This window comes from Microcoleus sp. (genome assembly GCF_049646505.1).
Taxonomy (GTDB): Bacteria; Cyanobacteriota; Cyanobacteriia; order Cyanobacteriales; family Microcoleaceae; genus Microcoleus.
Genome location: NZ_JBARVX010000278.1, coordinates 1 through 9,041 on the forward strand (window position 1 = coordinate 1; position 9,041 = coordinate 9,041).

The following is a 9,041-nucleotide window of genomic DNA, read 5'->3' on the forward strand; positions in this document are numbered from 1 at the left end:
ACGAGGGGGGGTGGAGATTGATTTTTGATGATGATAATTCCGTGCAGGTGATTAGGCATTATCACCCATTCATCCAATTCGATATAGGAACGAATCTGTGCTGTTTTTTGCCATTCTTCAGCTACGATTTTGGCAATAGGTGATAACTGCATTTTGCCTGCAACCACATCACCGAAAAAATATTCTCGATTCTGGGTGCAGATGGTAACGAAATAATAGCCGTTGGAGGTGTAATCCCAATTCTGACATCGGGCCGATTCAATTCGGTATTTATTTTTGTATAAGGTCATAAGGGTAATTATGGGTTGATTTAGAGATTTAGAGAGGCGTTCCACCGGGAGACGTTCCACCGGGAGAGGAGGGAGACGTTCCACCGGGAGAGGAGGGAGACGTTCCACCGGAACGTCTCTACTAGGGTTAATAAGGGGGAAATGACTAAGTGATTGATGGTTCCTTCGGCTAATGAACCGCGTTCTCTATGGCGCAAAAATCGGTTTCTAATTTGGTCTAGGGCGGCTGTTTCTGAGTCGGTGAGTTCGGGTAAGTCTTGGGTAAATTCTGGAGAAAATTGATGGTTGCTTGTTGGAGTAAGATTAAATCTTTCTCGCAGGTTAAGCAAACTGGTGATGGTTTTGGAAATTGGTTTAGTTTGAACCATAGCTCTAATTTTGCGAGTAGAGACGTTTCGGTGGAACGTCTCTATATTATATGAGGTTAGGCGGCTATTTCTCCGGTTTTGATGTCGAGGTTTTCTACGTCGATTTCGCCTGAGATGAGTCTGGGAAGGAGTAAGTCGCGGGTTTGGCGGAGGTTGGTATTTTTCATCTGTAATAATTCAATTTCTGAAAATACAACAGAGATGAATTTTGCAAATTTATCTTGAATATCAGGAAGAGAGACTATTATATTAAGATTATTTAGAATGGTCAGAGTAAGAAACTTAGTTGCAGAGCCAGTCGATATACTCTTCAAGTGTTCAAGTTGCGCCTTGATAGCAAAGTATAAGTAATAGTTTGTAACTTGGTGTTGATTCAGACTACGAATAACATAGGTTCTCTGATACGCATCGAATTTTCCTTTAAAATACTTAATATGGAAAACGCCATTGGCATTATTACCTGCCAACAAAACACACTCTGTATCGAAAGAATATGTATCAGTCCTAAATATCTCTTGAGAGCAGGTAAAAAAAGGATAAACACCATTTGGTTTAGCCGCATTGGAATTTAGCTTACCAGTTTGGAATGATGCCAACTTACCTAAGCATACCACATCCCAGCCTTCGGGAATCGGGCCCAATTCTGAATCTACCGTCTGCGCCTGTTCGTGGCCGGGGAAGCGGAAGTTAACGAACCACTCGCGGTAAAGCGATCGCGCCATCTCCTCCAATATCTCAATCCGCCGTGTGTTATTCTCGATTAGGCGATCGTACCCTGACAGAATCGCAGCAATTTTCCGCTGTGTATGAAGAGAAGGCAATTTAGGCAGTTCTAAGTTGCGAATATCTTTCATGTTTAAATGGTGTACAGTTGCACCATTTGAAACAGATAATATTTTGCCTTGAATTTCATCTCCAAGTAGCAGATATACAAGATAGCTCGGCTCAACTTTATTTTTATTTGCTCTAATTAAAACGGTTCTTTGTCCGAGACAAACTTTGATATTATTTGGAATAATTGCAACGTTTCCAATTGGGGCTTCACGAGCCAAAATTAAATCGTTAGCTTGTGGAATAGCTCTTTTTGTCCAAGCCTTGTAAGTTTCTTCTGATACGCGATTTACATTGTCAAGTATCAGTTTTCCCTTTCCGATATTAGGCGTTCTAATAGATGGATAGCCTGTTGCTTGTGTTGGTGCAGTTTTGTGTTCACAATCAACGATTAACTCACAGACATCGTTAAGGATCTTGGTTTGGATTTGTGTCATTTCTCTATCCCCTATAACAACATCACGACATTCTCAGCAATTGTTTCCTCCAATCCCCGCGCCTCAACATTCAAAATTTCCAACTCCTCTAACCGTTCCACAAAATCAAAATCATCCGCCTTTGGTATTTGCTCTAAAAACGCGAAGTGAATTCATCATATCATATCTGTTTTATTCCTCATCCGACTCTGAAAACAGCGATTCCAAATCTTGACGACCACTCACCACCCGCACAATTTCAGCCCCATCTTCAAAAACTCGATACAAAATAATATATCCATCTAAAGGCAACCCTCGCAACCAAGGTCGAAGATAACTGTAACTTTTCCCTAAGTTGGGAAATTGTGCTATGTACTGACACTTTTTAGTAAACTCCTGAAATAGCTTTTCTCCAGCGTCTACATTCCGAGTCAAGAAGTATTCAGCAATAGCATTCAAATCTCGACTCGCAGAAGGTGAAATTAGATAACGACTCATTTTCTATTTTGACGTGCTTGTTTAAATCTCTCTAGAATCCCCGCGACAACAGCTTCCCCATCTAATCCTTCCCCTCTATCGAGTTCTGCAATCCCTATATCAATCTTCTCCCGCGTTTCCTTTATCCATTGTTCGTACTCACCCTGAAGCTTTTCTAACAAGCGAAAAGCCGTATCAATCACTTCCTCCCGATTGGCAAATTTCCCACTCGCCACTTGAGACTGAATAAATTGTTCGTGTTCGGGTTTTAAACTAATACTCATGGTAACTCCTACAAGTTCAATAATTGCGCCACATTCTCACCAATTGTTTCCTCCAATCCCCGCGCCTCAACATTCAATATTTCCAACTCCTCATTCAACTCTTCCAACCGCGCGGCAAAATCAAAATCCTCCGCCTCCTGACGTTGGGCCACCCCCACATAACGCCCAGGATTGAGACTCCATCCCTGGGCCTCAATCTCATCCAATGTTGCTATTTTACACAACCCCGCCACATCTCGATAAACCTTGTCTGGGAAAGTTTCAATCAGCATTTCGGAATCAGCCGTCAACTCTGCTTTTTCCCCTCGGTACAGCCGCACAATATTTGAGATAAACTCAATCTGTGCTTCGCTAAACTCCCGATGGGCGCGGTCAATTTGCCTGTAAATATGCCGCGCATCAATAAATAATACCTTCTGCGATGGAGAGAGACGTTCCACCGGGAGAGGAGGGAGACGTTCGGGTGGATGAAGATGGAGACGTTCCACCGGATCGAGATGGAGACGTTCGGGTGGATGAAGATGGAGACGTTCGGGTGGATGAAGATGGAGACGTTCCACCGGAACGTCTCTACGACATTTGCGTTTGTCGAAAAACCACAGCGTACAGGGTAATGTCACCGTATAAAAGAAATTGGAACCGATCGCAATCATCACATCCACCGCCCCTGTTTCTATCAACTGGCGGCGAATCTCCAACTCCGAACCCCGCGCATCCGATGCCGAGTTTGCCATCACAAACCCCGCCCGTCCGTTCCCATTCAAAGCAGTATAAAATAACTGAATCCAGAGATAATTTGCATTGTCGGTAGTCGGCGCACCAAAGGGATAGTGAGGGTCGCCCTTAATTTTCTCTCTATCTACTCCATTTACATTAAACGGCGGATTCGCCATCACAAAATCAAATTCACCGACGCTGTTGTGAATATCTTGATAATAAGTGTTACCTTCCCGGATATTTCGCAAACCAGAAACGCCGTGAACTGCCAAGTTCATCTGACAGAGTTTCACAGTTCCGTCTACCTTTTCCTGACCGTAAACACTAATAACCTGATTCGGGTCAAATCCTAACTTATTCCTAACCCGAATCGCACTCTGTACCAGCATTCCCCCAGCACCGCAGGCAGGGTCTAAAATTCGCCCGCAATTCGGCTCTATGACCTCGACAATCAGCTTTACCAGGGAAATTGGAGTAAAAAACTCTCCGCCTTTCTGCCCTTCTTTCTGAGCGAAATTACCCAGGAAATACTGATAAATTTCCCCAAAGGCATCTTCAGTAATATTTGCTCTGGGAATCCGATTTAAGATTTTCAACAACTCCCGCAAAATCGGTTTTTCCAAGCTGTTGTAATTTCTAGGCAAAGCGCCGCCGAGTTCCTCATTCTCATCTGCGATCGCCTTCATGGCCGCATTGATCGCCCCGCCAATATCATCCGATTCCGGGCGATCGAGCAAATAATCAAAACGGGCAGTTTCCGGCAAATAAAGCGCTCCTTTTGCCTGGTAATCCGTCTTACCCGCGGTGCGCCGCCTGCTGCTGGTGCCGGCTGCAATTTGCTGTGAAACCAGGGCAAATTTATAGTCGGCGTAGAGCAGGAAGACCAACCCCAAAACGGGGACGGAATATTCCGAAGGCTTGAGTTTGGAGTTGGCCCTGAGTTCGTCGGCTGCTTCCCAAAGGCGTTTTTCGAGTTCGGTATAGTTGGCTGGCATTGTTGGCGTTATTTTCCCAAGTTCTTGATAGATTCCCTCGTCTTCGGCAACAAACAGCAGCGCCTCGTACAAGCTCTTATTTTAGTTGAGAGATGGGGCGATCGCATCCAAGCTTTGAGCAAATGGTATAAGTTGCAAGATCGAAGGAGCAAGAGGAGGCAGAGCCTCCGGATCTGCATTAAGGAGCAAGAAGGAGCAAGAAGGAGCAAGAGGAGGCAGAGCCTCCGGATCTGCATTACCAGGCAGAGCCTGGTAACGAGCGGAGAAGGAGCAAGAGGAGGCAGAGCCTCCGGATCTGCATTACCAGGCAGAGCCTGGTAACGAGCAAACGAGCAAACAGTATTCTTGTCCCCCCCCTTGCTAAGGGGGGGCTAGGGGGGGTCGGAGAGTATTGCATGATTTTAGAGAAATGGTATAACGAGCAAAAAACCAAGTTTTGAGCTTCGGGGCCGATCGATTTTCAGCTTTTAGAGAGATGCAAAAAGTCGATCGATCGCTGCATTATTAACTAGGAACTCAGCAATTTGGGAGACTAGGCGGCGTGAAATTCGTGTCCGACCCGCGAATAACAGTCAAAATCAGCAAAATGAACGAGCGGGTGCGGTGGCAAGAACAGGCGATAGCCGATCGGGCGATCGACCAAACTCGGATTGTTTTAGAAACTCAAACCAGCGACTCTCCAGAGTTTTCATTTTTAGTCGCAGGGGACAGCGGGACGAGCAACCACCGCGGCCACAACCCGCAGCGGCAGATTGCCCAGCAAATGCTCTCGCAGCGGGAAACTTGCCGTTTCCTCCTCCACACGGGGGATGTAGTTTATCTCGTCGGTTCCAGCGAATATTACTTGCAAAACTTTATTCGCCCCTACCGAGAATTTATCGTCGGCGGCGAACATCCTTCTCGGATTGCTTACGATCGCATGGTGTTTAACTTTCCGTTTTTGCCAGTACCGGGAAACCACGACTATTACGACTTGCCCGTAGTCTACGGCATTCTGTCGGCAACAGCTTTGCCCCTGCGGAAGCTGTTGGGTGCCAGGTTGGATCTCGATGTCGGCTGGCACGGTTCCGATCGCGGAAATGCCTACGCTAAAGCATTTCTCGACTACCTGAAAGCTCACAAATTGCCGGGAGAACTCGATCGCCACCTAGACACCCACTACACCGCCAGCACCAGCACAGGCCGCTGCATCCGCTACCAACCCGGAAGCTTTACCCGCTTACCCAACCGCTATTACACCTTCCGCAGCGGCGGCATCGACTTCTTCGCCCTCGACTCCAACACCTTCAACGAACCCTTGCCGCTGCCGAAAACCAAACAAGGCGACATTCGCCGCCGGAATTTGGAAATCGAGCGCCAGCAGTTGGAACAAGAAAAATTGGCAATGCTGGAAATGTGCGATCGGCTAAACCCCGAAATTCCAGAACAAGCCGAACAGCTAGACGACTTGGGCGCAAAATTAGCGCAAGTTGACGAAATGCTGATGGATATTGACAAACAACTGTCCTCCGACAAAACAGCCACCGACGTGGAACAGCTCGAATGGCTCGAAAGGCGACTGATTGACTCTTGGCGCGATTCAGACGTGCGGGGGCGGGTAATTTACCTGCACCATCCCCCCTACGTAACCGAGGCGACAAAGTGGAATCAAGCTCAAACTTTGGCCGTGCGGTTGCGGTTGCGCGAGGTACTCGACGGGGTGCGCGATGCAGTTGGAGAAGTGGCGGGCGGGCGATCGCTAGTAGATTTGGTGCTGACCGGCCACGCCCACTGTCTGGAACACCTGCGGACTGGGGATACCGGACACGGCGATTCGGGGATTAATTGGATTGTTTGCGGGGGAAGCGGGCACAGTCTGCGCCGCCAGCGCCCGGAAGGCCCGGCGTTGGAGGAACCATCAAGTCCTGAAGCTTATCGCTTGGGGCGCGAACCGGGTGTCAAAACCGCCGGCCTGCGGGTAGCGGAATCTTTGCTATTTGTCGGCCGCAGCGGTCAAGGTTCCCACAAACGCCGTCCTTATTCGTGTTTGCGGATTGATGTTCTTGACGGGACTCCCCCCAAGTTCCGAGTCACACCTTTGGTTGTGGAACGATTTGAGGGCAAATGGCAGGATATCGCGATCGAACCTTTTGTGATTTAACTTTGTTTCTACGTTCGATGGTTCCGACTTGGGCGATCGGACTTTTATGAAAAACTGAGTCCGAACGATCGAACTAATTGCATTTTTGGCGATCGGGATCGAGTTTTGCCGAAGCAAAAAGCTTAATTCCTAAGTTTTAAACTCTCAAAATTCTGTCTCGCACTGGAAAATTTTTAATCTTTGCACTCAACTTAATTCAGGAGAAAAATTCAATGATTGCTAACTTAACCGCCACCGGTTGGCAAATTATTTATCACCGCGCCCACGCTTTGCTCGCCGCCCAACTTGGCGGACAGTGGAAGCGCTCGAAATCTCCGGTTCGCCTCTACGAAACCATAGCCGCGATTTCCCACCACGACGATTTAGAAAAAGAGTGGGAAGAACATATTTTGACTGAAGCCGGCGCGCCCTTAGATTTTACCTTGGACACGGAAACTTCTGTGCCTAAAATGAAAGGATTGACCGAGACTTCTCTATATCGCGGTTCGTGGGTAGCAATGCTGACTTCTATGCACATGAGCTATCTGAATGAAGGAAAGCGGGGAGAGTCGAAGGAATTAGACGATTTTTTGGACGAACAACTCGCCAACCAAAAAAAATGGCGCGAGGAGTTGAAGATTTCTAAAGAAGAGGCAGAATCAGCTTATGCTTTTTTCCAGTGGTGCGATCGGCTATCATTAATTCTGTGCAGCGGCGAGTTGCCCGCCGGAGAACGAGCTTTAGAAATTAGTGTCGGCCCCGACGGAAAACGATACGATATTCTACAGCACAGCAACGAACTCGTAACTGTAACTCCTTGGCCTTTTGAAGACGACAAGTTTACTGTGAACGTCGAAGCGTGCCGCTTAGATAAAGTCAAGTTTGACAGCAATGAGGAAATCAAAGAAGCGCTGGCAAAAGCTCCGCGCGAAGTGTTAGAGTGGACTTTTGTCAAGTCTTAATCAAAACCTTTGAAAAATAGGTGAGGTTTGTTTTCGGAGTTGCTCGTTACCAGGCATTGCTCGTTACCAGGCTCTGCCTGGTAATGCAGATTCGGAGGCTCTGCCTCCTTCTTTCTTGCAACTTACAAAAGAGAAGACTGTAGGAGTTCCTTCTTGTTGCTCGTTACCAGGCATTGCTCGTTACCAGGCTCTGCCTGGTAATGCAGATCCGGAGGCTCTGCCTCCTTCTTTCTTGCAACTTACAAAAGAGAAGACTGTAGGAGTTCCTTCTTGTTGCTCGTTACCAGTCGTTGCTCGTTACCAGTCGTTGCTCGTTACCAGGCTCTGCCTGGTAATGCAGATCCGGAGGCTCTGCCTCCTTCTTTCTTGCAACTTACAAAAGAGAAGACTGTAGGAGTTGTTTAAGTTATTAAGTTTTCGATCCTAAAAGCGATTTAGGGGGGCAAAACTTCGATACAAACGAAAAAAAATCGATGATTTAAGTTCAGCCATTACCTATTACCAATTACCGATTACCGATTATGAAACGTTCAGCTTGCCTAATCTTTAATCCCGTCGCCGGCAACAGAGACCCAGACCAAGATTTAGCTTTAATTCAGGATATTTTAGAGCCGTTTATTGACTTAGATATTGTGCTGACAACGCCAGAAATAGACGCAGATCAACTCGCCCGCGAAGCAGTTGCTAGGGGAGTTGACGAAATTATTGCTTCCGGGGGCGACGGCACACTATCAGCCGTTGCTGGGGCGATTGTCGGCACAAATATTCCTTTAGGAATTATTTCGCGGGGAACTGCAAATGCTTTTGCTAATGCTTTAGAGCTTCCAAATACAATTGAAGCCGCCTGCGAAACTATTTTGGGAGGGTTGAGGCGGGTGGTGGATGCGGCGACTTGCAACGGTGAAATGCCGATGGTTTTGTTAGCTGGCGTGGGTTTTGAGGCGGAAACTGTCGAATTGGCCGATCGCGACATGAAGAATCGCTGGGGAATGCTGGCTTACATTCTGTCGGGAATTAAACAGTTAAACAATCTAGAAAGATTTGAAGCGGAAATCGAAACAGAAGATAAAATCGTCAGCGTTACTGCTGTAGCCGTCACGGTGGCGAATGCAGCGCCGGCTACTTCGATTTTAGCTCAAGGCCCGGCGGGGATTGTTTTTGATGACGGCTTCCTGGATGTGACGCTGGTTGCGCCTGAAAATAAAGCTGGGGCGATCGCAGCTTCTTATCACCTATTGCAAACAGCTTTGAGCGGCAATCCGAGCGATCGGGACGACATCGGTTATTTGCGCGCCAAAAAGGTAAAAATTACTACCGATCCGCCTCAGAAAGTAGTTGTAGACGGTGAACTTTTCGGGATTACTCCGATTACTATTGAGTGCGTTCCCGGAGGTTTAACTATTTTTGTACCGCGAGTTGAAGAACAGCAAGCAGTGGAAAAACTCACCGGTTTAGCAGATATCGAAGTTACATTGAAGTAGAATTAGCTTTTACACAAATCCATTCCGGCGATTAGAAACTGCGCCTGCATAAATCAATTCCGGCGGTTATACCAATTTCAAAAAATAATGCAACAGTATTC

The 9,041-nt window shown here is 47.1% G+C and carries 8 protein-coding genes and 1 pseudogene; 3 read left to right on the top strand and 6 right to left on the bottom strand.

Going from position 1 to position 9,041, the window contains the following annotated elements; all coding sequences use genetic code 11:
* The 6 genes and pseudogenes from WBA89_RS15030 to WBA89_RS15055 all read right to left on the bottom strand — a co-directional run.
* A pseudogene (locus tag WBA89_RS15030) lies at window positions 1–290 on the bottom strand (transposase); the annotation flags it as partial.
* 20 nt (window positions 291–310) lie between these two features.
* Window positions 311–658 carry a hypothetical protein gene (locus WBA89_RS15035; RefSeq protein ID WP_424407718.1) on the bottom strand — a complete coding sequence of 116 codons (348 nt, stop codon included), beginning with the start codon at window positions 656–658 and terminating at the stop codon, window positions 311–313.
* A gap of 56 nt (window positions 659–714) precedes the next feature.
* Window positions 715–1,926, bottom strand: coding sequence for a restriction endonuclease subunit S (locus WBA89_RS15040; protein ID WP_424407720.1), 1,212 nt, complete (start codon window positions 1,924–1,926; stop codon window positions 715–717).
* Between the two features lie 171 nt (window positions 1,927–2,097).
* A complete protein-coding gene (locus WBA89_RS15045) occupies window positions 2,098–2,403 on the bottom strand; it encodes a type II toxin-antitoxin system RelE/ParE family toxin (RefSeq protein ID WP_424407722.1) in 306 nt (101 codons plus the stop codon).
* On the bottom strand, window positions 2,400–2,666 hold the full coding sequence (locus WBA89_RS15050; RefSeq protein ID WP_333093283.1) for a ribbon-helix-helix domain-containing protein: 267 nt from the start codon (window positions 2,664–2,666) through the stop codon (window positions 2,400–2,402). The genes WBA89_RS15045 and WBA89_RS15050 overlap by 4 nt, the downstream gene beginning before the upstream one ends.
* Window positions 2,667–2,674: 8 nt before the next feature.
* Window positions 2,675–4,450, bottom strand: coding sequence for a type I restriction-modification system subunit M (locus tag WBA89_RS15055; RefSeq protein WP_424407725.1), 1,776 nt, complete (start codon window positions 4,448–4,450; stop codon window positions 2,675–2,677).
* A 514-nt stretch (window positions 4,451–4,964) separates the two neighbouring features.
* Here WBA89_RS15055 and WBA89_RS15060 point away from each other — a divergent pair.
* The 3 genes from WBA89_RS15060 (at window position 4,965) to WBA89_RS15070 (ending at window position 8,940) form a co-directional block, all read left to right on the top strand.
* Window positions 4,965–6,518, top strand: coding sequence for a metallophosphoesterase (locus WBA89_RS15060; protein WP_424407727.1), 1,554 nt, complete (start codon window positions 4,965–4,967; stop codon window positions 6,516–6,518).
* A 212-nt stretch (window positions 6,519–6,730) separates the two neighbouring features.
* The gene (locus tag WBA89_RS15065; protein WP_424407729.1) at window positions 6,731–7,459 is read left to right on the top strand and encodes a DUF3891 family protein; all 729 of its coding nucleotides are present in this window, start codon (window positions 6,731–6,733) and stop codon (window positions 7,457–7,459) included.
* A 521-nt stretch (window positions 7,460–7,980) separates the two neighbouring features.
* Complete coding sequence (locus tag WBA89_RS15070) at window positions 7,981–8,940, top strand: YegS/Rv2252/BmrU family lipid kinase (protein WP_424407731.1); 960 nt, start codon at window positions 7,981–7,983, stop codon at window positions 8,938–8,940.
* The last annotated feature ends 101 nt before the right edge of the window (window positions 8,941–9,041 follow it).

Excerpts from the sequence above, each read along its gene's own strand:
- WBA89_RS15045 (WP_424407722.1), bottom strand. The coding sequence starts at position 2,403 with ATGAGTCGTTATCTAATTTCACCTTCTGCGAGTCGAGATTTGAATGCT.
- WBA89_RS15050 (WP_333093283.1), bottom strand. The coding sequence starts at position 2,666 with ATGAGTATTAGTTTAAAACCCGAACACGAACAATTTATTCAGTCTCAA.
- WBA89_RS15070 (WP_424407731.1), top strand. The coding sequence starts at position 7,981 with ATGAAACGTTCAGCTTGCCTAATCTTTAATCCCGTCGCCGGCAACAGA.
- WBA89_RS15035 (WP_424407718.1), bottom strand. The coding sequence starts at position 658 with ATGGTTCAAACTAAACCAATTTCCAAAACCATCACCAGTTTGCTTAAC.
- WBA89_RS15065 (WP_424407729.1), top strand. The coding sequence starts at position 6,731 with ATGATTGCTAACTTAACCGCCACCGGTTGGCAAATTATTTATCACCGC.
- WBA89_RS15040 (WP_424407720.1), bottom strand. The coding sequence starts at position 1,926 with ATGACACAAATCCAAACCAAGATCCTTAACGATGTCTGTGAGTTAATC.
- WBA89_RS15060 (WP_424407727.1), top strand. The coding sequence starts at position 4,965 with ATGAACGAGCGGGTGCGGTGGCAAGAACAGGCGATAGCCGATCGGGCG.